This is a genomic window from Oceanobacillus sp. M65, assembly GCF_052246275.1.
Lineage (GTDB): Bacteria > Bacillota > Bacilli > Bacillales > Amphibacillaceae > Oceanobacillus_B > Oceanobacillus_B jordanicus.
On record NZ_JBQQCJ010000004.1, the window covers coordinates 265,036 to 289,042 of the forward strand.

22 protein-coding genes are annotated in these 24,007 nt (G+C 40.5%); 13 read left to right on the forward strand and 9 right to left on the reverse strand.

The features are described from left to right. Window positions 1-10 precede the first annotated feature (10 nt). The 4 genes from ACTWPF_RS16425 to kynU all read right to left on the reverse strand — a co-directional run bounded on the left by ACTWPF_RS16425 (window position 11) and on the right by kynU (window position 4,308). Window positions 11-1,354, reverse strand: a complete 1,344-nt coding sequence (locus ACTWPF_RS16425) for a sodium-dependent transporter (protein WP_106895943.1) — start codon at window positions 1,352-1,354, stop codon at window positions 11-13. A 190-nt stretch (window positions 1,355-1,544) separates the two neighbouring features. Then, window positions 1,545-2,393, reverse strand: coding sequence for a tryptophan 2,3-dioxygenase (kynA, locus tag ACTWPF_RS16430; protein WP_443149841.1), 849 nt, complete (start codon window positions 2,391-2,393; stop codon window positions 1,545-1,547). Beyond that, window positions 2,393-3,037, reverse strand: a complete 645-nt coding sequence (kynB, locus tag ACTWPF_RS16435) for an arylformamidase (RefSeq protein WP_443149842.1) — start codon at window positions 3,035-3,037, stop codon at window positions 2,393-2,395. The genes kynA and kynB overlap by 1 nt, the downstream gene beginning before the upstream one ends. After that, a complete protein-coding gene (gene kynU, locus ACTWPF_RS16440) occupies window positions 3,037-4,308 on the reverse strand; it encodes a kynureninase (RefSeq protein WP_443149843.1) in 1,272 nt (423 codons plus the stop codon). The genes kynB and kynU overlap by 1 nt, the downstream gene beginning before the upstream one ends. Before the next feature lie 368 nt (window positions 4,309-4,676). Here kynU and ACTWPF_RS16445 point away from each other — a divergent pair, with 368 nt between their 5' ends. Then, window positions 4,677-6,167: an aldehyde dehydrogenase family protein gene (locus ACTWPF_RS16445; RefSeq protein WP_443149844.1), complete on the forward strand. Its 1,491-nt coding sequence runs from the start codon at window positions 4,677-4,679 to the stop codon at window positions 6,165-6,167. A 26-nt stretch (window positions 6,168-6,193) separates the two neighbouring features. Further along, window positions 6,194-7,342 carry a saccharopine dehydrogenase C-terminal domain-containing protein gene (locus ACTWPF_RS16450; protein WP_443149845.1) on the forward strand — a complete coding sequence of 383 codons (1,149 nt, stop codon included), beginning with the start codon at window positions 6,194-6,196 and terminating at the stop codon, window positions 7,340-7,342. Between the two features lie 324 nt (window positions 7,343-7,666). Here ACTWPF_RS16450 and mreBH read toward each other — a convergent pair whose 3' ends face one another. Continuing rightward, entirely contained in the window at window positions 7,667-8,674 is a 1,008-nt protein-coding gene (mreBH, locus tag ACTWPF_RS16455; RefSeq protein ID WP_106895949.1) for a rod-share determining protein MreBH, read from the reverse strand. 433 nt (window positions 8,675-9,107) lie between these two features. Here mreBH and ACTWPF_RS16460 point away from each other — a divergent pair, with 433 nt between their 5' ends. From ACTWPF_RS16460 to ACTWPF_RS16470, 3 genes are all read left to right on the forward strand, one after another. After that, window positions 9,108-10,043: a CAP domain-containing protein gene (locus tag ACTWPF_RS16460; protein WP_106895950.1), complete on the forward strand. Its 936-nt coding sequence runs from the start codon at window positions 9,108-9,110 to the stop codon at window positions 10,041-10,043. Window positions 10,044-10,577: 534 nt separating this feature from the next. Further along, window positions 10,578-11,573: a glutaminase gene (locus ACTWPF_RS16465; RefSeq protein ID WP_106895951.1), complete on the forward strand. Its 996-nt coding sequence runs from the start codon at window positions 10,578-10,580 to the stop codon at window positions 11,571-11,573. A gap of 29 nt (window positions 11,574-11,602) precedes the next feature. Continuing rightward, the gene (locus ACTWPF_RS16470) at window positions 11,603-12,271 is read left to right on the forward strand and encodes an SOS response-associated peptidase (RefSeq protein ID WP_443149846.1); all 669 of its coding nucleotides are present in this window, start codon (window positions 11,603-11,605) and stop codon (window positions 12,269-12,271) included. Window positions 12,272-12,431: 160 nt separating this feature from the next. Here the strand turns inward: ACTWPF_RS16470 and ACTWPF_RS16475 are convergent, their stop codons facing one another. Together ACTWPF_RS16475 and ACTWPF_RS16480 are read right to left on the reverse strand one after the other, a co-directional pair. Further along, complete coding sequence (locus tag ACTWPF_RS16475) at window positions 12,432-12,632, reverse strand: hypothetical protein (RefSeq protein WP_106895953.1); 201 nt, start codon at window positions 12,630-12,632, stop codon at window positions 12,432-12,434. A 177-nt stretch (window positions 12,633-12,809) separates the two neighbouring features. Further along, complete coding sequence (locus ACTWPF_RS16480) at window positions 12,810-14,171, reverse strand: alanine/glycine:cation symporter family protein (protein ID WP_106895954.1); 1,362 nt, start codon at window positions 14,169-14,171, stop codon at window positions 12,810-12,812. Window positions 14,172-14,388: 217 nt separating this feature from the next. On the opposite strand from ACTWPF_RS16480, the gene ACTWPF_RS16485 reads away from it, so the two are divergent. From ACTWPF_RS16485 to ACTWPF_RS16500, 4 genes are all read left to right on the forward strand, one after another. Beyond that, window positions 14,389-14,676 (forward strand): YtxH domain-containing protein, encoded by a 288-nt coding sequence (locus ACTWPF_RS16485; RefSeq protein WP_443149847.1) that lies wholly within the window; start codon window positions 14,389-14,391, stop codon window positions 14,674-14,676. A 39-nt stretch (window positions 14,677-14,715) separates the two neighbouring features. Beyond that, window positions 14,716-15,537 (forward strand): YhjD/YihY/BrkB family envelope integrity protein, encoded by an 822-nt coding sequence (locus tag ACTWPF_RS16490; RefSeq protein WP_161464182.1) that lies wholly within the window; start codon window positions 14,716-14,718, stop codon window positions 15,535-15,537. 227 nt (window positions 15,538-15,764) lie between these two features. Then, on the forward strand, window positions 15,765-16,649 hold the full coding sequence (locus tag ACTWPF_RS16495; RefSeq protein ID WP_443149848.1) for a transporter substrate-binding domain-containing protein: 885 nt from the start codon (window positions 15,765-15,767) through the stop codon (window positions 16,647-16,649). A gap of 12 nt (window positions 16,650-16,661) precedes the next feature. After that, window positions 16,662-17,345 (forward strand): amino acid ABC transporter permease, encoded by a 684-nt coding sequence (locus ACTWPF_RS16500; protein ID WP_161464180.1) that lies wholly within the window; start codon window positions 16,662-16,664, stop codon window positions 17,343-17,345. Window positions 17,346-17,509: 164 nt separating this feature from the next. Here the strand turns inward: ACTWPF_RS16500 and ACTWPF_RS16505 are convergent, their stop codons facing one another. Then, on the reverse strand, window positions 17,510-18,673 hold the full coding sequence (locus ACTWPF_RS16505) for an MFS transporter (protein ID WP_161464179.1): 1,164 nt from the start codon (window positions 18,671-18,673) through the stop codon (window positions 17,510-17,512). A 130-nt stretch (window positions 18,674-18,803) separates the two neighbouring features. Between ACTWPF_RS16505 and ACTWPF_RS16510 the strand changes: the two genes are divergently transcribed. The 4 genes from ACTWPF_RS16510 to pdaA all read left to right on the forward strand — a co-directional run bounded on the left by ACTWPF_RS16510 (window position 18,804) and on the right by pdaA (window position 22,677). Beyond that, entirely contained in the window at window positions 18,804-19,193 is a 390-nt protein-coding gene (locus ACTWPF_RS16510; protein ID WP_443149849.1) for an OsmC family protein, read from the forward strand. 70 nt (window positions 19,194-19,263) lie between these two features. Continuing rightward, entirely contained in the window at window positions 19,264-20,055 is a 792-nt protein-coding gene (locus ACTWPF_RS16515) for a YfkD famly protein (protein ID WP_058949695.1), read from the forward strand. Window positions 20,056-20,489: 434 nt separating this feature from the next. Continuing rightward, window positions 20,490-21,800 carry a Na+/H+ antiporter family protein gene (locus tag ACTWPF_RS16520; RefSeq protein WP_106895961.1) on the forward strand — a complete coding sequence of 437 codons (1,311 nt, stop codon included), beginning with the start codon at window positions 20,490-20,492 and terminating at the stop codon, window positions 21,798-21,800. An 82-nt stretch (window positions 21,801-21,882) separates the two neighbouring features. After that, complete coding sequence (gene pdaA, locus ACTWPF_RS16525) at window positions 21,883-22,677, forward strand: delta-lactam-biosynthetic de-N-acetylase (RefSeq protein WP_443149850.1); 795 nt, start codon at window positions 21,883-21,885, stop codon at window positions 22,675-22,677. Between the two features lie 40 nt (window positions 22,678-22,717). On the opposite strand, the gene ACTWPF_RS16530 is transcribed toward pdaA, so the two are convergent. Then, the gene (locus ACTWPF_RS16530) at window positions 22,718-24,007 is read right to left on the reverse strand and encodes a diguanylate cyclase domain-containing protein (protein WP_443149851.1); all 1,290 of its coding nucleotides are present in this window, start codon (window positions 24,005-24,007) and stop codon (window positions 22,718-22,720) included.

Genomic DNA, 24,007 nt, shown 5'->3' on the forward strand with positions numbered 1-24,007 from the left:
TTCCTCCTGATTAAATTATTCCAAAAGAATTTAAGACGACAATGATGATCGTCAAAGGAACGAGCCAACGAATTAGCTGGAACCACAATTGGTACATACCTGATGGTAAATTGTTTCCATAGAAGAACTCATTCCTAACTAGATTCTTATCCATCTTAAAACTAATAAATAATGCTATGAAGAGACAGCCACCCGGCAACATAATATTACTCACAAGAAAGTCTGATGCGTCAAAGATAGTTAAACCAAATAGTTTAAACTCTGACAGATTACTTGATGACAAAGCGGCAGGGATACCAGCAATAAAAATAAATACGCCAGCAATAGAAGCAACCTTTTTTCGTGAACGCTGTTTCTTCTCTGTGAAAGCAGAAGTTATTATTTCCAACATACTAAAGGATGATGTCAGTACTGCAAATAAAAATAGCAGCAAAAACAAACTCAAGAATACTTCACCAAAAGGCATTTGGGAAAATGCTTCAGGAAGCACGATAAATAATAATCCAGGTCCTTCAGATGGCTCAAGTCCAAAAGCGAACACCACTGGGAAAATCGCTAGTCCAGCCAACAGAGATACGAAAATATTCATAATGGATACCATTCCTGCTGACATTGGGAGACTAACATCCTTTTTTAAATAGGAACTGTATGTAACCATGACAGATATCCCTACAGCAAGGGAGAAAAAGGATTGCCCAAGTGCATAAAGAATGCTACTTGCAGTTAGTTCGGAAAAGTCTGGTTGCAAAAAGAAGGTAATTCCTTCCATTGCACCTTCAAACGTTAGTGCACGAATTACTAAGATAATAAAGAAAACGAAAAGAAGTGGCATTAATACTTTACTTGATTTCTCTATTCCATTTTTAATACCAAAGGATATGACAATAACATTGATCAGGAGGAAAAGTGCCAGTCCGAGTATTGTTAGAAAAGGACTGCCAGTTATCGTTCCAAAAAGTGCTGCATAGTCTGCATTTTCTTTTATAATCATTCCTGGTATGGACATCAAGCTATAAAGAAGTACCCAGCCACCAACCACACTGTAGAAGGATAAAAGCAGGAAAGCGCCAGCAACGCCCCATTTACCTATGAACGACCATCCTGAGCGTGGTGCCAGTGTCTTGTAGGCCGAGACAGCTTCTTTTTGTGCCCCACGGCCAATCACAAACTCAGCAATTAGGATAGGGAGCCCGATTATAATGGTAAAAGCGATAAAGACGAGGAAAAAAGCTCCTCCTCCGTTCATTCCGGTCATGTAAGGAAATTTCCAGATGGCACCAAGACCGACTGCTGCACCTGTTGAAGATAAAATGAATCCAAGTTTTGTAGACCATTGTTCTGTTTTGTTACCCATCGTACGCCTCTCTTTCAAACATCTAAGTTGTAAAATTTTTAAGTTAAGGATATATAATATGTTGGACTAATGCTGTTCAATTACGGGACAGCCACGTCTAGCTTCAGGCCCGAAAATAGCGAGATTTCCCTTATCATATCGGGCGCCTGCACATTTGCTCAGTATATCAGTTGCTGTGCTTATTTAACAATTAAAGCTTTGTGCGAATGGACCATAGTTCTGGGAAGAAATAATGATCCAAGACTTTCTTCAAATACCCGACACCAGAAGAGCCACCTGTACCAGTCTTATGCCCAATAATCCGCTCTACTGTCTTCATATGTCTGAAGCGCCATTGCTGAAACCAATCTTCAATATCAACGAGTTTTTCTGCTAGCTGGTAAAGCTCCCAATTATTATCGACATCTTGATAGACAGCCAACCATGCTGCTTCCACGGAATCATCTTTTTCATACGTTTCGGAAAAATCTCGGTTAAGTATTTCAGGATTAATGTCGAAGCCAGCTCGAGATAGGGCTTGAATGGATACATCATAAAGGCCTGGTGCATGGTAGGCTTTTTCCATTATAGTATGCACTTTAGGATCTTTTTCATATATTTTTAAAATGAAAGGTGTTTTATAGCCGAGCACAAATTCTACAAGCCGATATTGGTAAGATTGGAAGCCTGATGCATTTCCCAATTGATCGCGAAACTCCATATACTCAGCTGGGGTAAGGGTTGAAAGAACATCCCATGCTTGAGTAATTTGTGCCTGCGTTCTGGAAACACGTGATAGCATCTTAAAAGAAGCTTGTAATTCACCCTTCTGTATTGCTGCAATCGCGGCCTGTGTTTCATGGATAATTAATTTAAGCCAAAGCTCGCTCACCTGATGAATTACGATAAAAAGCATTTCATCATGGTGATCGGACAGCCGCTTTTGACTATCTAGTAAGGTATCAAGTTGTAAATAATCACCATATGTCATTTTTTCCTTGAAATCGGTGTGGATGCCTTTTTCTGATTTAAATGTATCGTTCGTCTGGTTGTCCTTCATTATCTGTTTCGCTCCTCTGTACCTAATGGTCTGATGACAGCTCTTACTGGACTGCCGTCTGCACCATGGATGGCTAGTGGCAATGCGATCAGTTCATATACACCAACTTCAACGTGATCTAGCATGATATTCTCTAAAATGTTAATCCCATGGTTGTATAAAGCATGGTGTGTAGCAAGCTCCTTACTGTCCGTCTGATCAACTGAAGGGATATCGACACCCAGCAGGGTAACGCCTTTTTCCTGCAAATAGGCTGCAACATCCGGTGCAATAGTGGGCATGTTGTCAGGAAATCTATTGGGATTGTTAGGAAGGGACGTTTTCAGTAAAACTCTTGTCTTGCCCTTTAAATCCGCCTTCTTCAACACATCCAGATTAATTTCATCGTGTGCACTCACGTCTACAACAACTGCTTCTCCGATGTAGCGCTCCAAGTCAAGCATATCGATGGTCTTTCCTTTTGAGTCATAATGAAATGGAGCATCAACATGGGTACCGGTATGCAAGCTAGCTGTCAATTGGCCGATATTGACAGAACCAGTCTCTTCCTTGGAATAGGTTAGGCTATAACGAAAAGGTGTATCACCAGGCCAGTGTGCCATATCATTGGTAAGAGGTTGCGAAATATCAATCCAGTTTGCCATTATGCAATCACTCCTCGTTTGTTCTCATAGTTTTTATAGCTTTTTTTATCCATAATTTCCTTTAGACGCGAGACCATTTCCCATACTTCCTCAAATGTGTTATAAAGCGCAACAGGTGCAAGGCGAATGCCATTTGGATTACGAAAATCTGGTACAACGCCGTCAGCTTTTAGAGCTTTACATATTCGGGCTGCTTCTGGATGAATTAAAAACACATGACCACCACGTGTCGTTTCATCCTCAGGGTTGGCAATTGTGAACCCGTAAGAAAATAGTTCAGATTTAATGAGGTCCATCAAGTATCCGGTTAATCGGAGTGACTTATCTCTTATTCTGTCTATCCCTGCTTCTTGAAACATTTCCAGTGAACCGATCAACGGAGCGATACTTAGTACATGTGGTGTACCAATTTGATAGGCACCTGCAGTGTCGGCTGGTGATAGCGTATGCTCCATATCAAACTGCTTATCTTTTGCAGAGCTGAACCATCCTGCAAGTCCTGGTCTTTTTCCGAAATGCCTTCTATTTACGTAGAGACCACCAACACTTCCTGGGCCGCCGTTTAGATGCTTATATGTACACCAGAATGCAAAATCAACACCCCATTCAGATAGATGGTGCGGAATAGAACCAATGGAATGACAGAGGTCAAAACCAATCATAATGCCACGCTGATGTGCCTCTTTGGTTAAGGTCTGAATATCAAGGAGCTGCCCGCTTCTGTACAGAACACTTGGCAAAATAATTAAGGCAATGTCTTCAGTCATCGCTGCTACTATGTCTGTTGTTTCCAATGTGTTCCCATTTTTGCTTTTCACTTGAACGAGATGTTCCTCGGGATCCACCCCTTTCAACTCCAACTGGCTTTTAATGGCATAAATATCAGAAGGAAAATTCAATTCATCTGCCAGGATCTTCGTCCGCTTTCCTTTTGGATTGAAAAAAGTAGCAGCCAATTGATGAAGGTTGGTGGTAGTCGATCCTGTCACGATCACCTCATCTGCCTCCGCACCAATTAGTGGAGCTGAAAGCTTTCCTAATTTCTCTGATACGTAATACCAAGGATGAGTTCCTTCCGTCCATCCATCAATAGCATGTTCTTTCCAAGAAGCCATGAGTGCTAAAACGCTTTGCTCCGCTCGCTTTGATAAAAGACCTAGTGAGTTTCCGTCAAAATAAATCGTGTCATTTCCTAAATAGAACTCTTTGCGAAAACTTTTTAATTCATCCTGCTGGTCTAACTCTTTAGCATACGATTTTTCTGTGTTCAATCAGACCGCCTCTTCCTGTAAAAGTATTGTGTCTACTATTCTAACAAAAGCCATCACTATATTTCATGATTTTTTTAAACATTACGCATAAATCGTTTTAGCCTTATTGGATATTTGTAGCCTCAAGGCATTACGGCCAAGGTTTTTGGCCATTTGAACGGTTAGATCTCATTATGGATTACCAAATAATGGACTGTTGAAGGAAATACGTCATATGAAAGTTTTTTATAAATAAAATATATAGTAGCAGACAAAAAGGCTAGCGGCATCTGGAAAAAGAGGTACACGCTTTTATGTGAAAAGGGTTCGATCGTGTTCCTCCAAAGACTATCATTGCTGTTCGAAATTGTTATAGGGAGTGTTGCTGAATGGTAAAGCTGGAAGCGGAGAAATTACGTAATTTTATTAATGGTGAATGGCAGGATGTTGCTCGCACAACAGCTGTTTTAAATCCTGCTACTGGAAAAGAAATTGTCCAAGTGCCGTTATCATCTGGGGAGCAGGTAGATAAAGCAGTATTCGCAGCGAAGAATGCACAAAAAGAGTGGGCTCTTGTGCCGGCACCGCAACGCGCGGAAGTATTGTACCGTGTTGGTTATTTAATGAAAGAGAGAAAAGAGCGACTTTCACAGCTTTTAACTGGCGAAAATGGAAAAGTTATTGAAGAAGCACGCGGTGAAGTGCAAGAAGGAATTGATATGGCGTTCTACATGGCTGGAGAAGGGAGGAGGCTATTTGGCCAGACAACTCCTGCAGAGCTGAAGGATAAGTTTGCGATGAGCCAACGTGTGCCGGTCGGTGTAATTGGGATCATTACACCATGGAATTTCCCAATCGCTATTGCTACATGGAAGTCATTCCCTGCAATCGTTTCAGGAAATGCCGTGGTCTGGAAGCCAGCGACAGAAACGCCAATCATGGCCTTTGAACTAGCCAAAATTTTTGAAGAGGCGGGTCTGCCAAAGGGTGTACTTAATGTCGTATTTGGTTCAGGGAATGAGGTAGGCAATGCACTCGTTAATCATGAAAAAGTACAGGTGATTTCCTTTACAGGATCTAACAATGTCGGAAGAGAGATTGCTGCTGCTTGTGGCCGGCAATTAAAAAAGGTATCGCTTGAAATGGGTGGGAAAAACGCAGTTATCGTAATGGATGATGCAGATATTGACTTGGCAGTAGAGGGAATATTATGGAGTGCGTTTGGAACGAGTGGGCAGCGGTGTACCGCGTGCAGCAGGGTGATCATCCATGAGCAAGTAAAAGCCACTTTAGAAACTCGCTTGCTTGCGAAGATGGAAGAGCTAACCATTGGAAATGGGCTAGATGAAACGATAAAAGTTGGGCCGATTATTAATGATAGGGGACTTGCAAAAATAGAAGAATATATTCAAATCGGAAAAAAAGAAGGAGCCAAATTACTCGCAGGTGGGCATGCATTAAAAGAAGGAGCCAAACAAGATGGGAACTATTTTGCTCCTACCTTGTTTACTGATGTTTCTTCAACTATGCGGATTGCGCAAGAGGAGATATTTGGACCGGTCGTCTCCTTAATTCCCGTTAAGAGTTTTGAAGAGGCAATTGAGGTTAACAATAGTGTTTCCTTTGGTCTATCGAGTTCGATATTTACAAATGATGTGAACCGAGTTTTTCGAGCCCAGCGCGATCTTGATACAGGAATTGTATATGTGAATGCTGGTACAACTGGGGCGGAAATTCACCTGCCTTTCGGTGGAACGAAGGGAACAGGGAATGGACATCGCGATTCAGGAGTTCAAGCACTCGATGTTTTTACAGAATGGAAAGCAATCTACGTCGATTATAGCGGGAAGCTCCAGCGGGCACAGATCGATATCGAGTAAAGAACAATTCCAAGAGGAGTGATGGTATGAAGATAGGAGTTCTAGGAGCAGGATTGATGGGAAAAGAAGCCGCTCGTGATCTTGCAGTAAGTGACGGTGTCAGCAAAGTTGGCCTAGCAGATATTAATCTATCACTGGCCCAGGAAGCGTGTAATCAGATTGCCTCAACCAAGTTAAACGCGTTTCGGGTGGATGCTAGTGACGAGGATGATCTAGCTGCATACATGCGCCAATATGATGTCGTGATCAATGCGCTATTTTACTCTTTTAATGAAAAGGTAGCCAAAACGGCAATCAAAGTTGGGGTAAATGCTGTTGATCTAGGTGGGCATATTGGAAATATGACAAACGCAGTCTTGGCATTGAAGGAGGAGGCAGTGGCTGCTGGTGTGACGATTATTCCGGATCTTGGAGTTGCACCAGGTATGATCAATATTCTATCTGGCTATGGTGCTAGCAAACTTGATAAGCTAAATACAATAAAACTGTACGTGGGTGGGATTCCAGTGAAACCTGATCCACCCCTCGAGTACAATCATGTTTTTTCCATGGAAGGTGTTTTCGATCACTATACAGACCCGTCTCTCATCATTCGTAATGGATTAAAGCAGGAAATTCCTTCATTAACAGAAGTTGAAAACATTTATTTTGACCGATTTGGTCCATTGGAGGCTTTTCATACATCTGGTGGGACATCGACCCTATCCTTGACCTATCCACACCTAAACACATTGGAATACAAAACCATTCGTTATCCAGGACATGCGGAAAAATTTAAATTGCTGGTAGATTTAAATCTAACGAAAAAAGATTATAAGGTAGACGTTCGGGGAAACGAGATTAACCCAAGAGACGTTCTGCTAAAAGTTTTGGAGCCTATCGTAGAACTAGGTAATAAAGAAGACGCAGTCCTATTAAGAGTAATTGTTTCAGGTGAAAGGGCTGGAAAAAAGACGATCTATCATTACGAAATGGCAACCTTTAAAAAAGAGAATGTTACTGCAATGGCCAGAGCTACTGCAAATACAATCTCCGTAGTGGCGCAAATGATCGGCAATAAAACAATAAGCAAGCCTGGCGTATATCCACCCGAACAGATTGTGCCAGGAAAGAAGTACATGCAAGAAATGAAAAAACGCGGCGTGGTGATAACAGAAAACGAAAAAAACGGATAAGAACAAAGTCACGTTGGGCTGGCTGTGCGAGGCGGGTACGATCGCCTGTGGTGTGCGTATATCGGCTGGGAATGTAGTTGCATCGGCTGAGAAGGTGGAAGTATCGCCTGAGAGCGAGCCAGCATCGGCTGAGAAGGTGGAAGTATCGCCCAAGAGCGTGGCCACATCGGCTGAGAAGGTGGAAGTATCGCCCGAGAGCAAGTCCGCATCCCCCGTGAAAGTGGAAATAACGCCGAGCGCTACTCAATCGGGCTCAAACTCTGCCCACAATAAATTTTAGCTAATAAAAAAAGCCTGTGCTATTTTACACAGGCTTTAATTTGGTTATTTTGCTGCTTTTTGTAGTTTGTTAATCATTTTCAGAGCACGTCCTGTACCGATTGCCACAGATTCAAGCGGGTTTGGCGCAAGGTGTACGGGAACGATTAGTTCGTTTGATAACCATTCCTGCATGCCTCTTAGCAATGCTCCTCCACCTGTAAGCACAATACCGTGATCGACAATATCCCCACTTAGTTCAGGAGGACAGTTTTCAAGCGTAGCGCGAATGGTTTCTAGTATTGAATCTAGTGATTCTTTTAAAGCATAATGAATTTCAGTAGATGTAATCATCACTGTTTTTGGAAGTCCTGATACCATGTCACGTCCACGGATTTCCATTGTTTCTTCTTTATGGTTTGGATGAGCATAGCCGATTTCCATTTTAACATTTTCTGCTGTGCGCTCACCAATTAAGATATTATATTTCTTGCGGATATGGTGAATAATCTCTTCGTCCATTTTATCTCCGCCAGTACGTACAGAGTTACATGATACAACCCCACCAAATGAAATAATTCCTACTTCTGAAGTACCGCCCCCGATGTCAACGACAACATTGGCTACAGGTTCGTCTACAGGTAGGTCGGAACCGATTGCTGCAGCTACAGGTTCTTCTATTAAATGTACCTGTTTCGCACCATAGCTTGTGACAGCATTATGGATCGCACGACGTTCAACTGTTGTACTTCCTGATGGCGTACATACAACAACAATTGGCTTTCTCATGGACATGCCAATTTTCTTACTTACTTTTTTCAAAAACTCTTTTAGCATTTGAGCCGTTACATCATAATCCGCAATAACGCCATCCTTTAATGGGCGAATTGGAATGATATTTTGCGGTGTTTTACCAACCATTTGTTTTGCTTCGGTTCCTACCGCTACCACTTGCTTCGTATTAACATCAATTGCAACAACAGATGGTTCATTTAATACGATTCCTTTAGTCTTTGAATATATCAGTATATTTGCGGTACCTAAATCAATACCGATTTCTGCAGTAGATAACATATAATATCCTCCAATGATGACAATTTTCTCATACAGTCATTCTATTAAATAGTATACTTTCTGGGGGTAGTAATACAATGCACATATTTTGGCAATAGATTCTACCTAGGTTGTGACCAAAATAAACCATACTGCCGTGTAAAATCAAGTGACATTTTCGTTACAAGTTATTGGTTTCTGTAACAAACGATTGCTGTTTTAAAGGTTGTCAATAGTACTTTCGATGTAAAAATTTCCATTGCGCTGAACTTTTTCCTGTTTACCCGTTTTTAGGTCAAGTAACACCTCTTTTATTTAGAAGGGTTTTTGGAATTAACCTCAAGAAAAGTGAGTCTACGTATCTACTTTGGCAAAGAATGCCACTAATATTACAGAAAACCCATGCTATGATAATTTTGCAAAACAAAACAAGCCAAAAGGAGAGTGTAGCAAGATGTTTAAGAAAGTAAGCATGGTTACAGCACTATCAGCTGCTTTATTATTTGGAGGAGCTTTTCAAAATTCTGTTGATGCACAAGCCAAGGATGTAAATCAGAATCATATATATAAAATCTACTATTCTATTAATGGGAATGGTGGAAAACTTTCTGATGATAACATCAATGAACTTGTAAATAAATATCTTACTAAGTTCCAACTTAACTGGAAAGACTTCAACTGGGATAAAATTCAAGTTGAACAAAAAGAAAACACAGAATCAGCTCAACCAACAGAAGAAGTGAAACAACCTGAAAAACAAGAAGAGCAACCAGCAAAAGAAGAAAAAGCTGACGAGCCAAAAGAAGAAGTAGTTGAGAAAGAAGAACCAAAACAAGAGCAACCGAAACAAGAACAGCCTGAAGAAGAGGCTCCTGTTAAAGAAGAACAACCAAAACAAGAACAACCTAAGCAAGAGGAACCAAAACAAGAAGAAAATACAGAAGCACCAGCACCACAACAACCAGTAGCTGAAGAAACTGAACAAACAACTGAACAAAACCAATCTTCAGAACTAAGCCAATTTGAACAAGAAGTTGTAGAATTAACGAACCAAGAAAGAGCTAAACAAGGTCTTTCACCGTTAAAAATTGATACAGAACTAAGCAAAGTTGCAAGAGAAAAATCACGCGACATGGCATCAAATGGATACTTTGCTCATAACAGTCCTTCATACGGATCTCCGTTTGATATGATGAAACAATTCGGTATTAGCTACAGCACTGCTGGTGAAAACATTGCTAAAGGGCAACGTACACCAGAAGAAGTAGTAAATGCTTGGATGAACAGTGAAGGTCACCGTGCTAACATTATGAATGCTAACTTCACTCATATCGGTGTTGGATATGTTGAACAGGGTAATCACTGGACACAACAATTTATTGGAAAATAATATTTCTGCAAAGAGGCTAACTTAGGTTAGCCTCTTTTTTGCGTTTATAAACTTTCAATCGACCACATAAGCAATCCAATCGATCAAAGTGGAGTGCCAATCGATCACATCGGAACGCCAATCGACAACAAAAGCGATTCAATCAACTACACCGAAGCGCCAATCAACCACATAATCGATCCAATCGACCATATCAGAGCGCCAATCATCCACATAAGCACTCCAATCGCGACCACAGCCAAACATCAATCAACCACGCACAACTACCACACGCAAACAAAGACGAATCATAGTTCTAATAACGTTTTGTTGGTCCCGGTGCAACCGTCCGTAAGACTCCCACTTCAAAACATGAAGTGAAACCGTTAATTTTTAGTGGGAGTAAAGGGACGCTAACACCCCGATTCGTTCAACTAACAATCAGTGGGGGAAGAAAAAAAACACCCACTGATTGAAGTTTCACTTTATAATTCCACGTGTTTAAGGGAAAAACAGAAGGGAATGTATTTATAGATTACGGACAGGAGGTTTATTATGGTACAGGGAGCAGCGAACTGGAATACGGGGATGACCCAAGAGTGGTTGCAAGAATATGTGGATGATTGGGTATCTTTCTATAGGAAGCATACTGCTGAGGGAGAGGTCGCTTCATACATACCTGCATTAAAAGAAGCGAATCAGGATCATCTCGGGATTTCTATTATTGGTATGCACGGGATGAAGATACGCTCTGGGGATGTCGATGTTCGGTTTACCATCCAAAGTATTTCCAAAGTACTTAGCTTCATCGTAGCATGTATGCAAAGAGGGGTTTCCTACATGCTGGATAAGGTGGATGTGGAGCCAACAGGAGAGGCATTTAATTCAATCATGCATTTAGAAATGAAACCATTAAAAAAACCATTTAACCCACTCGTCAACGCAGGCGCCATTACGGTATCCTCCATGCTAGATGGTGAAACATCAGAGGAAAAGCTGCAGCCGCTGCTTTCATTATTGGAAGAAATAATCGGCCATCGTCCACCCATCAACCTTGAAGTATATGAGTCAGAACGTGAATCCTCCATGAGGAACAGAGCGATTGGCTACTATCTTTTGGAAACAGGATTTTTGGACTCGGATATAGAAGTTACACTTGATACCTATTTCAAACAGTGTTCCATTGAAGTTACGATTGATGATTTAGCCAGAATTGGCCTTATCCTAGCAAACGATGGAAAAGACCCAGATTCAGACCAAGAAATTATACCGAGACAGGTTGCTCGGTTGGCGAAAGCACTAATGTTGACGTGTGGCATGTATGACGCTTCTGGGAAATTCGCAGCCTATGTCGGCATACCAGCAAAAAGTGGGGTGTCAGGCGGGATTATTGCAGTGTCCCCACCTCGTGTTAGAAATGAACCGCTTCCGTTTATGGATGGCTGTGGGATGGCGGTTTACGGACCGGCGCTGGATAGCAAGGGAAACAGTACAGCAGGAATCAGACTGTTGCGTCATATTGCGACACAATGGGATTTAAGTATATTCTAGAAACAGATGAGGCTAGGGTGGTGGAGTAAATGTGTGGACGATATACATTGTTAGCAGATGAACTTGAGGTCTTAAGGGCGTTCGACTTGGAACAGGACGGGATAGATAACTTTGGACAAAGCTATAATATTGCACCAGGTCAGAATGTGCTTGCTATTATTCATGATGGAAATAAAAAGCGTGCAGGCTATATGCGTTGGGGGCTGGTCCCATCCTGGGCAAAGGATGAAAAAATTGGCTATAAAATGATTAATGCACGGAGTGAGACGGCGCATGAAAAACCTAGCTTTAAAAAGTTGATGGCGCAAAAGCGCTGTTTAATTATTGCCGATAGCTTCTTTGAATGGCAAAAGAATGAAGCTGGAAAACAGCCGAAGCGAATTCAACTGGCAGATCGCAAGCTCTTTGCATTTGCAGGGCTTTGGGACAAATGGGAGCAGGAAGATAAAGACCTTTTCACCTGCACCATTTTAACGAAAGAGGCAAATCCTTTTATGCAGGACATCCATCATCGTATGCCAATTATTTTGCCAAAAGAAAAAGAGACAGATTGGATCGAACCACAAAAAGAGAAGCCTGACACGATGCATGCATTTCTTCAAAATATAGATATAGACGACCTTCACGCATACAATGTTTCTTCTTATGTGAATGCCGCGAAAAATAATGATGCCACATGTATTGCACCACTTGCATAGGTTGAGAATGATAAGTTAAGTGGTTAAAAGAGAGAAAGCCCCCCTTCGATATTAGCAAATACGAAAAATGCTCAGATAATGAAGTATCCAAGCGTTTTCATTCTTAACTATTGAAAGAAAAAGACGTCTATACCAAGCAATTAACACACTTATGGCAAATTTACCACTTCCCATTATTACCGATTTTACCTTTTGCATCCTCCAATGTTTTTTCTGCATATATATTTTTGGCTTCATTTAGACTTTTTACGCCACCTTGAAAATCAGTATTCATATTCTTTTTCTTTGCTACCCAATCGTACAGTAGACCAAAGATTATAAAACCGCCAAATATGATTAGCAATATTATCCATAATTGCACGCGATCACCTCCCATTTTCAATGTAAGATTAATCCTATTAAAATTTTTATCTTACTGTTTTATATTCATATTTAACCAAAAATGACGTAATAATAATTAATTTGCTTTCAATCTTGTATGGGATATCAAAAAAATAGCATACCAACACAATGTAATTTGGTATGCTATTTAGTTCTACTATCCGACTCGAGCTTTTCTTTCTTTATCTTGAAGTTTTTCTTCTTTGGCTACTTTTAGGAATCGTTTTGTTTCATATACCACTACTCCTGATAAGCCAACCAAGCCAATGATGTTTGGTGCGGCCATTAGAGCATTCATAATGTCCGAGATTCCAAATACAACACTAAGTTCTTCAAGAGCACCGTACATGACAGCAGCAACGAATACAACGCGATAGTAAGGGACAGCCTTATCGCTGAATAGATAAGAAAAGCACTTTTCCCCGTAGTAAGACCAACCTACCAAGGTAGAAAATGCGAATAATACAATCCCGATTGTGACGATGTATCCGCCTGTATCGCCTAGAAATGCCGCGAATGAAGCTGAGGTAAGCTCTCCGCCTTCAAGTCCGCCACCATACATGTCTGCCATAACGATCGTAATTCCTGTAATGGAACAAACAATGATTGTATCAATGAAAACCTGGGTCATGGAAACAAGTGCCTGTCTTCCAGGTAAATCTGTTTTAGCGGCAGCAGCTGCGATTGGTGCGGAGCCTAGTCCAGCTTCGTTAGAGAATACTCCGCGTGCTACTCCGTATCGAATTACTGTTCCAAGTATACCACCACCGATGGCACTTCCTGTAAAGGCATCATTAAAAATTATTCCGACAGCTTGTGGGACAAGATCAAAATTTAAAATCATAATAATAAGTCCACCTAAAACGTAAAAGGCTGCCATAATCGGGACGAAGAAAGAAGTAACTCTCCCAATACTTTTAATACCACCCAAGATAACCAATCCAACTAATACGGTAAGTAAAATTCCGGTTACCCATGTTGGTACATTAAAAGAATCTGACATTGCTTTAGAAACAGAATTGGACTGAACCATGTTACCAATTCCAAAGGCAGCACACGAACCAAAGATTGCGAACAGAACGCCGAGCCATTTTGCCTTTAGCCCTTTTTCTAGGTAGTACATGGGCCCACCTGAAATTTCCCCCTTGCTGTTAACTTGACGGTACTTTACAGCGAGAATAGCCTCTGAATACTTTGTTGCCATTCCCAAAAGGGCTGTAACCCACATCCATAACACGGCACCTGGGCCACCTAACACAACTGCTGTTGCTACCCCGACAATATTACCGGTCCCAATCGTTGCGGCCATGGCAGTTGTTAATGCCTGATAATGGCTGATATCCCCTTTGGATTTCTTGTCCTGACGTGCTGGACTAAAAGCTAGCTTCAAAGCATAGGGTAATGTACGAAATTGTAAAAAACCTAGACGTAATGTTAAGTACAACCCGGCACCCACGATCAATATTAGCATTGGTGGTCCCCATACTATGTCACTTATGGAGCTAATTATTTCTTCCATCCAAACCCCTCCCCTGTTATTTTACTATATTAAATATTAAGAAAATTTAAGTCAAGCGTTTTTTTAGTGTAATTTCTTACAGAACACCTAATCCATTGCTTCCTGCTTACTAAGTTGCTTATAATAAAGATATTATCGAATGAGCTCTTAAAATATAAAAGTTTGGAAAAGCTAGAAAGAGCTATGGATTCTATACAGAAAAAGGAGAGAAACAAACATGGGCAATCGTAAGCTTGTAGTAGGTGTATTAATTGGAGCAATAGTTGGGGGTGCAATTACTTTATTCGACAGAGAGACTCGAAACTACTCGCGAATGAAGTTATCGAACATGAAATATAGTTCGCAATCTGTTTTGAAAAACCCTTCTGAGGCAGTTAGAAATATAAGGAAGACTTTTGATACATTTAATCAAAACTTTACATCTGGGGTGGAAAGCACCATTACTGCATTAGAACAAGTAGAAACAACTTTAGAAAAATATACAAATAGAAATGGATCAAACTGAATAGAATAGGGATGACAGATCGTATAGGAGTGTGTCCACGTGAGCAAAGTATTAAACTTTGTTAAACAATTATATGCCAAGCTTGAAGAGGTAGACGTGTTTGGTCTCGCTGCACAGCTTGCATATTTTTTCCTGTTATCATTATTCCCTTTTCTATTGTTCCTTTTGACATTGGTTGGCTATTTGCCATTTGATGACATAGCCATACTTGATATGATCAGAACCTATGCACCAGCTCAAATTGTGGATCTTATAAGTACGAATGTCAGTAACTTGCTGGAACAACAAAATGGTGGGTTATTGTCATTTGGATTTATTGCAACACTTTGGGCAGCTTCCAATGGTGTAAATGCTATCATGCGAGGCTTTAATATTGCGTATGGAGTGGAAGAGAATCGTTCTTTTATTGTTTCACGCCTTATCGCTATCGTTCTTACCGTAGCGATGGTGCTGGTGATCTCAATCGCATTTCTCCTCCCCATTTTTGGACGGATGATCGGTATTTACTTATTTTCGTTTGTTGGCCTATCTGAAGGCTTCCTGCTCGTGTGGCAAGGACTTCGTTGGGTGTTATCCTCCATCGTCATTTTTATTGTGCTGGTCGCATTGTACAAGCTTGCGCCAAATCTCCGTGTTTATTTAAAGAATACGGTATGGGGCGCACTGTTTGCTACCATTTTATGGCAACTAGCTTCACTTGGGTTCTCATATTATGTCAGTACAGCCGGCAATTACTCGGCCACATATGGAAGTTTAGGAACCGTAATTGTCCTTATGATTTGGTTTTATCTTTCAGGCATTATTATTATGGCGGGTGGCATAATGAATGCTGTCATAAGAAAGAATAAGCTGGAGTCTTAAAAGACTATAGTTAACATAGCTTCTAAAATAAACACTACCAATCAGCGAGGCTTTATCAGTCTCGCTGATTTTTCATTTGCAACCGGAGTATTGTGGACTGTTCGGGTAAAATTCTAACCCTAAGCCAAACTATAGGGAAAAGCAAAAAGCGAAGTAAATAAATTTTGAAATTATTTAGATAAGCTGTTACAATCATATTGTCATTTTAAATATAACAATAGGGGTGAATGGTATTGAAGAAGTTTTTGTTATTGGTTTCATTAGTTGCTATTGTAGCGTTCTTTAGTGCGTGTGGTAATGGGGAGGAAGAAAGTAACAGTGATAATGAATCTAGTGGAACAGATGAAAGATGGGATGAGATCCAAGAGTCTGGTGAAATTGTTGTGGGCACATCTGGTACTCTAATGGCTGCTTCCTATTATGATGGTGAAGAGGAAAGTAAGGACCAGCTGACAGGCTATGATGTAGAAGTGATGCGCGAGATTGCCAAGCGCCTCGACTTGGATATCTCATTTGAAATCATGGGAATTGACGGTATGCTTCCTGCGGTAAAAAGTGGGCGCATTGATGTTGCTGCTAACGACGTGGAAGCTACAGATAAAAGAAAAAAAGAATTTAATTTTAGTGCGCCATATAAATATTCATACTCAACGATGGTTGTAAGAAAAGAAGATAATTCTGGAATTGAGTCCTTGGAAGATCTGGATGGGAAAATTGCTGGTGGTGGAGCAACCACGATTTACAGCCAGATTGCCGAGCATTTTGGTGCAGAAATAAAAACATATGGCAATGCGCCAAATGAAGCCTACTTACGTGATGTTGACAACGGCAGAACAGATGTTATTGTAAATGATTACTATTTATCTAAATTTGGTGTTGCAGGTTTTCCTGACTTCGATATTCATTTACATCCAGACTTGAAATTCCATCCAACAGAACAGGCAGTTGTGATACCCAAGGGTGCCGATAAGCTAACTGAAGAAATAAACAAGGCGCTTGAAGGAATGCGTGAGGATGGTACGCTTACAAAGCTAGCGGAAGAATTTTATAATGAAGACGCATCACAAAAACCAGAAGAAGAGATTCAAGAACTTGAAGGAATTGACCTCTAAGGGGAGGCTATTATGAATTTAGGTGCTTTTAACTTTGGTGGATTATTTAATCCGGTACTTGCATGGGAAAGCCTTCCCTTTGTATTAGGTGGCTTACCAGTAACCATGCTCATTGCTATTGTAAGCATGGGCATGGGGCTTATCCTAGGGCTTTTCCTTGCATTAGCCAGAGGCTCGAACCGAATTATATTACGTTGGCCTGCAAGAATCTATATTTCCTTTATGCGTGGAACACCTATCCTCGTATTTTTGTTTATACTATACTTTGGTTTACCGGTGGTTGGAATTAAATTTACAGCAATTGTCGCAGCTTGTTTAGGCTTTGGTTTAAATAGTGCTGCCTACATAGCAGAAATTGATCGCTCATCAATCAATAGCATTGATCGTGGTCAATGGGAATCAGCAAAGGCTTTAAATATGAGCTATTTGAAGACATTGCGTAAAGTTATTCTTCCACAGGCAACACGAATTGCGATTCCGCCACTTACCAATGTATTTATGGATATTGTAAAGGCAACTTCTCTAGCAGCCGTTATTACAGTGCCGGAGCTGTTTCAAAAGGCACAACTTGTGACAGGTAGGGAATTCGATGCGATGACGTTGTATATTCTCGTTGCATTAATCTATTGGCCGGTGTGTATCGTTATTTCCTTCTTCCAAGATCGCTTGGAAGATCGTTATAGCCGATTTTTATAAAAAAATTGATAGATGTTTTTTAACGTTAAAAGGCCGAGTGACCTTACGTATCTACTACGTAATGGTCGCTCGGCCTTTTTGATTATAGGAACAATAAGCAGAGAACTCTTTTAGCGTGAATAAACAGTTGCCGCTTACGCAAAGCTACATAAAGACTTGGTGTGCTAGCTTACCGAAATTTGTTTCTCACGTTTAAAATAGATCGCAGCAAGAATGAAAACGAGCATGATCCCAATCATGTAGAAAAATGATAGTGTTGGGAAAAACTCGACATACAATCCACCTAAAAATGGACCACTAATGCTTCCAAGACTGAAAGCAATTCCGATCATGAGGTTACCAGCAGGCAGTAGATTACCCGGCAACAGGTCTGTCATATACGAAATACCTAAAGAGAACAGGGATCCTACGAACATCCCCGCTAATGTAAATAGAATGAAGAGCGCAGTAACGGATGTCTCGAGGTATGCTGCCATCATAAAGCAGGCAACTCCGCCAACAAGTACATATAATAATATGCTTCTTCTGCCGATTCTGTCGCTAAGTATCCCGAGCGGAAGCTGTGTAATAAGACTTCCGATCGCAAAACAAGGAATAAGTAATGAGAGTATGTCCACATCATGGCCAATTCTTAATCCGTAAATCGGGAAGATACTATGGAGTGTTGCTTCAAGGAAGCCATATCCAAAACTAGGAAGTAAAGCAACCCAGGCAATTTTCCCTGTTTGAATAAACCGTTTAGTGGAACTTGAGCCACTTCCAGAATCATAATCCTCTGTGGGCCACATATTTCTAACGAATAGCATAAGGGACCAGACGATAATGCTTAAACCTGCGGATACAAAGAAAGGAAGTACTTCATTGATTGAAAGCAGCCTTGTCATTAACGGACCAAGCGCAAAGCCTAAGCCGAAAAACATACCATAGTAAGCAATATTGCGACCTCGAGTCTCTTTTGTTGCTGTTGTGGTAATCCATGTTTGGGTACCAAAGTGAAGCATTTGGTCTCCGACTCCTACCATCATTCGTAACACAAACCAAAACCATAAAGACTGCCATAATGGAAACAATGCTAAGGAAGCAAATACAAGAAATCCACCTATGACAATTATCGGTTTAAATCCTAATTTACGCATTGGTTTCTCCATGAACGGGGAGGCAATTAAGACTCCAACATACAAACCAGTTGCATGAAGTCCATTGATAGAAGAAGAGATTTGGTTTTGCTCTAGAATGATAGCCAAGAGGGGAAGCAACATTCCTTGTGAAAAGCCTGAAATAGTTACAAGTGAAATTAATATCCAAAATCGTGTTTTAGCTGATACCATGTTGTTCTCCTTCTGTTGGGTTCTCTTTATTCAATTTAATGGCTTTATTTGCAATCGTCAATCATTTAGATTGTAAGATGTTAGGAAAAATCTGTTTTAGGAAATAGTATAGAAAAAGGAGGAGTTTAAGATGGATTTTTATCTCAAAGAAAATGGTATGAAAGCAAAATTGCCATATGGAGAAATTGATATTTCTGGGAATGAAGATTATGGCTATCGTCCTTTCCAATTAATGGTTGCATCCATAGCTGGTTGTAGTGCATCTGTCTTTCGTAAAATTTTAGAGAAGCAACGTACGGAGGTCGCGGATCTACAGGTTCATGCAGAAGTGGAGAGGAACTCGGAGGTAGCCAATCGTATAGAGAAAATAACCTTAAAGTACATGGTGAAAGGGCGACGTCTTGACCCTGAAAGGTTATATAAAAATATGGAAATAGCTCGTAAAAATTGCTCTATGATAAGGTCTGTCGAAGGGAGTATTACGATAGAGGAGCATATCGATACGGTTGAATTAAGCTAACGATAGCAGATACGAGGTATAAAATTTTTATGTCCGAAAAAACTAGAGGAAAAAGAAGGGACATAAAAATATGAAAAAAAGCAATGTTGGTTTTCTATTATTAACTGTATTCGTGTTGACGTTTCTTTTTCCCGCAACTGGTTTAAGCAAAGAAAAGAAGGAAGACTTTGAAACACCAAGCCATGTCTTAACCATTTCAAAGGAAAATACATTTCCTAATGCCACTGAGGATCAAGAAGTTATTGAGCCTAGCGAGCTAACACAGGAATTAATGGATGGGTTAAAAATAAAAATTGAGAATCCTGATCTAATTAAAATGCTGAACGAGTCTACTATTAACCCATCCCCCATTGCACTTGGATATCGTGGGATGGTCTTTATAGGGAGATGGCCACTAAATTATGAGTCTCTAGAGACAACCATTAACTGGGAGTACCAGCAGATAAATAAAAATGAACTCAACAATTTAGGTGGAGAATCAGATCAGAAGATGAACTATGTACAGCAAGAAGAAAAGGAAGTAAAAGGTGCGTTAACAAATAAAATTGCGAACCCTGATGATATTAAGAGCATGATGTTAATTAAGTCGAAAGAAAAAACAAAGCTTCCTTTGGCTTACCATACTGTTATCGGTAAAAACACGAAGAAGGATAATTCCTATGCAGTTCCAACGGATAAGCATGCAACTTTAGATTCCTACGCGCCTGCTGTCAATGAGAAGGGACAGGTTACGTTTGGAGAGGTATATATTCAGTTAAAAGGCTCTAAAAAGTCCCTCGTAGTAAAAAATGTAACAAAGCAAGGGATAGGTGCATGGATTCCTATCCAGGATCATGTTTCCTTCTCCTATAATGTGAAATAACCTGCTTGTTTAGAACGTTTATCAGCCCCGTGCATTATTTGCGGGGTTTTTAGTACTGAAAAAGAGACGCACAGGAACTCAAAGTGACGCGGCAAGGATCGGAAGAGGCGCAGTGATCATTGGGGATGGCGCATCGGGGTACATGAGAGACGCTCCGCATCCAAAGAGGCGCATCAGCGTTTGGAATGGCGCAACGGTACCCATGAGAGACGCACCAACCCTAAAAGAAGCGCCGGAAAAACAAATGCCCCATCAATTCCAATTCGAGATCAATTTTTTATTATCTAACCTTTCCAGTTAAGGGGGGAGCTGATCATAAACAGAACCCCAAAATCCATTATAAAACGTCTTGACAAGTAATGCTTCATTGCTTTATCATAATAAAGTATTAAAGTGAATGAATGATTTGGTAATAGAGAAAGGGGAAGAAAAACATGGAATGGGTTGTTATTGTATCTGTTCTCGTAATGACTATCTTAAGTTTATTACGTGTTAATGTCATAATAGCTATTATTGCTGCCTCACTTACTGCAGGATTGATGGCAGGTTTATCTACTGTAGACTCAACTGAATTACTAGTTAATGGAATGGGCGGAGGAGCCAATACTGCATTAAGCTACATCTTACTTGGAGCATTTGCTGTTGCAATTAGCTATACAGGTATTACTACCATATTAGTAAATTTTCTTATACGTGTGTTAACTGGTAAGAAGACAATGATGCTATTGGTTATTGCAGGTGTCGCGTCCTTATCACAGAATTTAGTCCCGGTGCATATTGCATTTATACCAATTTTAATCCCACCGTTACTGAAATTATTTGATAACATGCGGATGGATCGCCGTGCAGTAGCTACAGCTCTAACTTTCGGTTTAAAGGCACCGTATATTATGATCCCGGCAGGCTTTGGATTAATTTTTCACGAAACGATCGTAACGGGTATGACAGAAAATGGTGCGAATATCACAGTTAGTGAGTCGGCACTATCCATGCTGATACCAGGTTCGGGAATGATTGTTGGACTGCTTATTGCGATTTTCGTTTCTTATCGCAAGGACCGTGATATGCCAGAAGGAGCAGGTGGAATCGAAGCATCTGCTATTATTGAGCAGGAAGCAGTATCATTCAATCGTAAGCATGTCATGACTTTAATTGCTATAGCAGCAGCTTTAGCTGTACAGCTTATTACTGAAAGCCTTGTAATAGGTGCACTAACTGGCTTAGTACTTATGTTTCTTTTATTGGCAGTACCTTTTAAAAACGGAGATAGAGTCATGTCAGAAGGGATTGCCATGATGGGTACGATCGCAATTGTGATGCTTGTTGCTTCAGGCTATGGGAACATCCTTACTGAAACAGGAGCAGTGCAAGCTTTAGTTGAATCATCATCAGGATTTTTAGATAGCAGTAACCAAGCACTCATTGCTTTTATCTTGCTTTTAGTGGGGTTGCTTGTAACATTAGGGATCGGGTCATCCTTTGGAACGATTCCAATCCTGGCAGCTCTATATGTACCTATTTGTATGGCAGCGGGTTTTTCACCAATGGCTACTGCAGCACTAATTGGAACAGCGGGTGCACTAGGTGATGCAGGTTCTCCTGCTTCTGATAGCACGCTCGGCCCAACCTCTGGGTTGAATGCTGACGGAAAGCATAATCACATTTGGGACACCGTTGTTCCTACATTCTTACATTATAATATTCCATTATTCTTGTTTGGATGGGTAGCAGCAATTATTTTGTAAAGAGATCACATATCGTAAGGATTTCTCTCACGCATAATTAAATGGAAAGGGGAGAAAGTAAGGTAAAAACAGGTGGGTTGTTATGAAGAAGTTGATAATGTTATCCATGGTTGTTCTCCTTACCTTTCCTCTTTTCCAAATGTCTACAGTACAGGCTGCAGGGTATGGCTGGGGTTATAAAAAGAACTCCAACCATGAACTTCCGTATATAGGTAAGTACGAAAGTATGCTTGAGGAATACGGAGCCTATTATGCAGATAAAACCGGACAAAAAAATATCTACCTAACCTTTGATAATGGGTACGAAGAAGGCTACACAGATGACATACTGGATGTACTGAAGAATAAAGATGTTCCTGCTACATTCTTTGTTACAGGGCACTATGTTGAGAGTGAACCGGATCTGGTAAAGCGAATGGTGGATGAAGGCCACATCATTGGGAATCATTCTTACCATCACCCAGACTTTTCCATCATCACCAAAGATGCGATTAAAGAAGAATTAGAGGATCTAGAAAAGGCAGTTGCCGAAGTTTCCGATCAAGATGAATTAAAATACTTACGTCCACCTAGAGGAATTTTTAATGAACAAACATTAAAATGGTCTTATGAACTGGGGTATATACACGTGTTCTGGTCTCTAGCCTTTATTGATTGGGAGACAAATAAACAAAAAGGCTGGGAGTATGCGTTTAATCAGATTATGGACCAAGTACATCCCGGAGCAGTAGTATTGCTTCATACCGTATCCTCTGACAATGCTCAGGCCTTAGAAAAGCTTATAACAGAGCTACAAAAGGAAGGATACTCATTCAAGAGCTTAGATGATCTCGTTTTAAAAGATAAGCTCCCAGATCCCGTTTACGGATATGAGTGAAATAGAAAAGACTGAAGGGTAGTCCCTTCAGTCTTTTTTCTTAGCCAAAAAAATAGGTGTTTCTCCCATTTTCTTTTGCCTTGTATAATGCAATATCTACCTGCTTTAATATTTCCTTCGTAGTAGTTCCTTTATTGGAAGCTATGGCTATACCAATACTTGTGGTTATCCTGATTTGTTTGCCATTTACATGCGCAGGGATTTGCATCTTTTCATAAATAAGATTAGCAAGATTGATGGCAGGTTGTTTAACGTCTGCCGGCAATTCAAGCAGAATGATAAACTCATCCCCACCATATCTTGCCACAGTGCCCGTAGTACTAACACAGTGGGAAAGCTTTGTCGCAAAGTCTTTAATCACCGTGTCCCCAGCATCATGCCCCAACTTGTCGTTGATTTCCTTAAAGTGGTCAATATCGAGCATTAGAAGCGCAAAATGCCTTTGTCTGTGTACAATATTGTCCAATGCATATTCTAGGCGCGCATCAAAGTGCCTTCTATTTGGCAAATCGGTAAGTGGGTCATGTAACGCGATATATTTAAGCTTTTCTTCATATTGTTTTTGTAGAGTGACGTCTTTAAAGATAGCAAAAACACCCGTCGTTACGCCTTCCATTATAATAGGAGTAAATTTTACGATAATATTCATTTCCTGCCCAGACTTAGCATAGATAGTTAATTGTGCTTCCTTTGCTTTTCGCTTTAATGCTGCCTCAAACCCTTTAATTGCCATAGGTATTTCTCGAGGGATTACATATTTATAAAAATTTTCCCCTATCAAATCTTCTACTGTATAGCCTGTTATGGTTTCTACAGCAAGGTTTTTAGAAATAATACGACCATTTGTGTCAATGGAAAGCACTGCATCAAGGTTGTATTCAAACAGCGATTGGTACCGTTGTTGGTTTTGGAAGAGCAAATCGCTTGATGTTTGTACCTCTTCTTGGGCCTTTTTTTGAATCGTAACATCCTTAACAACAGCGGCCAAGTGCGTACAAACGCCAGATTCATCATGAAGTGGCGTCACGCGTGTTTCGGAATAAAAACGTTCCCCATCAGGAGTAAGGAAAGAGTCTTCATACGTAATAGACGTACCTATATCAATCGCTCTTTGGTACTCTTGGTTAAGGTATAAGGCCATCTCTTTCGGAAGTACAGCCTCAAGTGATTTTCCTATAGCTCGCTCTCCAAGACCGGTATGGGTACTTGCTGAATGATTCATAAACTCATATTTAAAAACAGGGCCAGGTAATACGTTCATCACAAACACCATGTCCCGAATGCCCTCCATCAGTACTCGGTCATAAGAAATAGAAGGATAGTGATTCAT

What these genes read in the sequence shown, in the direction of transcription:
- ACTWPF_RS16425 (WP_106895943.1), bottom strand. Translation starts at nt 1,354, where the DNA reads ATGGGTAACAAAACAGAACAATGGTCTACAAAACTTGGATTCATTTTA.
- kynA (WP_443149841.1), bottom strand. Translation starts at nt 2,393, where the DNA reads ATGAAGGACAACCAGACGAACGATACATTTAAATCAGAAAAAGGCATC.
- kynB (WP_443149842.1), bottom strand. Translation starts at nt 3,037, where the DNA reads ATGGCAAACTGGATTGATATTTCGCAACCTCTTACCAATGATATGGCA.
- ACTWPF_RS16445 (WP_443149844.1), top strand. Translation starts at nt 4,677, where the DNA reads ATGGTAAAGCTGGAAGCGGAGAAATTACGTAATTTTATTAATGGTGAA.
- ACTWPF_RS16450 (WP_443149845.1), top strand. Translation starts at nt 6,194, where the DNA reads ATGAAGATAGGAGTTCTAGGAGCAGGATTGATGGGAAAAGAAGCCGCT.
- mreBH (WP_106895949.1), bottom strand. Translation starts at nt 8,674, where the DNA reads ATGTTATCTACTGCAGAAATCGGTATTGATTTAGGTACCGCAAATATA.
- ACTWPF_RS16460 (WP_106895950.1), top strand. Translation starts at nt 9,108, where the DNA reads ATGTTTAAGAAAGTAAGCATGGTTACAGCACTATCAGCTGCTTTATTA.
- ACTWPF_RS16465 (WP_106895951.1), top strand. Translation starts at nt 10,578, where the DNA reads ATGGTACAGGGAGCAGCGAACTGGAATACGGGGATGACCCAAGAGTGG.
- ACTWPF_RS16470 (WP_443149846.1), top strand. Translation starts at nt 11,603, where the DNA reads ATGTGTGGACGATATACATTGTTAGCAGATGAACTTGAGGTCTTAAGG.
- ACTWPF_RS16480 (WP_106895954.1), bottom strand. Translation starts at nt 14,171, where the DNA reads ATGGAAGAAATAATTAGCTCCATAAGTGACATAGTATGGGGACCACCA.
- ACTWPF_RS16485 (WP_443149847.1), top strand. Translation starts at nt 14,389, where the DNA reads ATGGGCAATCGTAAGCTTGTAGTAGGTGTATTAATTGGAGCAATAGTT.
- ACTWPF_RS16495 (WP_443149848.1), top strand. Translation starts at nt 15,765, where the DNA reads ATGGTATTGAAGAAGTTTTTGTTATTGGTTTCATTAGTTGCTATTGTA.
- ACTWPF_RS16500 (WP_161464180.1), top strand. Translation starts at nt 16,662, where the DNA reads ATGAATTTAGGTGCTTTTAACTTTGGTGGATTATTTAATCCGGTACTT.
- ACTWPF_RS16505 (WP_161464179.1), bottom strand. Translation starts at nt 18,673, where the DNA reads ATGGTATCAGCTAAAACACGATTTTGGATATTAATTTCACTTGTAACT.
- ACTWPF_RS16510 (WP_443149849.1), top strand. Translation starts at nt 18,804, where the DNA reads ATGGATTTTTATCTCAAAGAAAATGGTATGAAAGCAAAATTGCCATAT.
- ACTWPF_RS16515 (WP_058949695.1), top strand. Translation starts at nt 19,264, where the DNA reads ATGAAAAAAAGCAATGTTGGTTTTCTATTATTAACTGTATTCGTGTTG.
- ACTWPF_RS16520 (WP_106895961.1), top strand. Translation starts at nt 20,490, where the DNA reads ATGGAATGGGTTGTTATTGTATCTGTTCTCGTAATGACTATCTTAAGT.
- pdaA (WP_443149850.1), top strand. Translation starts at nt 21,883, where the DNA reads ATGAAGAAGTTGATAATGTTATCCATGGTTGTTCTCCTTACCTTTCCT.
- ACTWPF_RS16530 (WP_443149851.1), bottom strand. Translation starts at nt 24,007, where the DNA reads ATGAATCACTATCCTTCTATTTCTTATGACCGAGTACTGATGGAGGGC.